This is a genomic window from Streptomyces doebereineriae, assembly GCF_031845645.1.
Taxonomy (GTDB): Bacteria; Actinomycetota; Actinomycetes; order Streptomycetales; family Streptomycetaceae; genus Streptomyces; species Streptomyces canus.
In genome coordinates this window covers 1-445 of sequence record NZ_JAVREZ010000331.1, presented here as the reverse complement: position 1 = coordinate 445, position 445 = coordinate 1, and the positions used below count along the sequence as shown (strand labels likewise).

The following is a 445-nucleotide window of genomic DNA, read 5'->3' as shown; positions in this document are numbered from 1 at the left end:
AAGGTGGCCGTTACCGGTTACACCGACAGCTCGGGCAATGACGCCATCAACATCCCGCTGAGCGGCAACCGCGCCAAAGCTGTTGCCGACTATCTGGTTTCGCAGGGTCTGGCGGCCGATCACGTGACGTCGTCCGGCGCGGGTTCGGCGAATCCGATCGCCAGCAATGACACCCCCGAAGGCAAGGCGCAGAACCGCCGCGTCGAGATCACGGTCAATTAGGGAGATTCGACATGGACTTCGTAATCCAATGGTTGTGGTATCTGCTCGCGTTCGTGGTGGGGTCGCTGGTGGCCTGGCTGATTTCAGTGGTGACCGTCAAGCCCACCAGTGAGGAAGAGGCGTTCGCCGAACTGCCCGGCTCGCGTGAGATTGGAGCACGACGATGAGCGATGTGAACTGGTGGTTGATGGCCCTGGCCTTTGTGCTCGGGCTGGTACTGACG

At 61.1% G+C, this 445-nt stretch carries 3 protein-coding genes; all 3 read left to right on the top strand.

What is annotated here, in order from left to right; all coding sequences use genetic code 11:
• Positions 1–222, top strand: a 222-nt coding sequence (locus tag RNB18_RS52140) for an OmpA family protein (RefSeq protein ID WP_311721071.1), incomplete at its 5' end; no start/stop codon positions are given.
• 11 nt (positions 223–233) lie between these two features.
• Entirely contained in the window at positions 234–389 is a 156-nt protein-coding gene (gene arfB / locus RNB18_RS52135; protein WP_029110268.1) for a channel accessory protein ArfB, read from the top strand.
• The coding region (arfC, locus tag RNB18_RS54370; RefSeq protein ID WP_449657663.1) for a channel accessory protein ArfC at positions 386–445 on the top strand (60 nt) is incomplete at its 3' end. The genes arfB and arfC, both read left to right, overlap by 4 nt.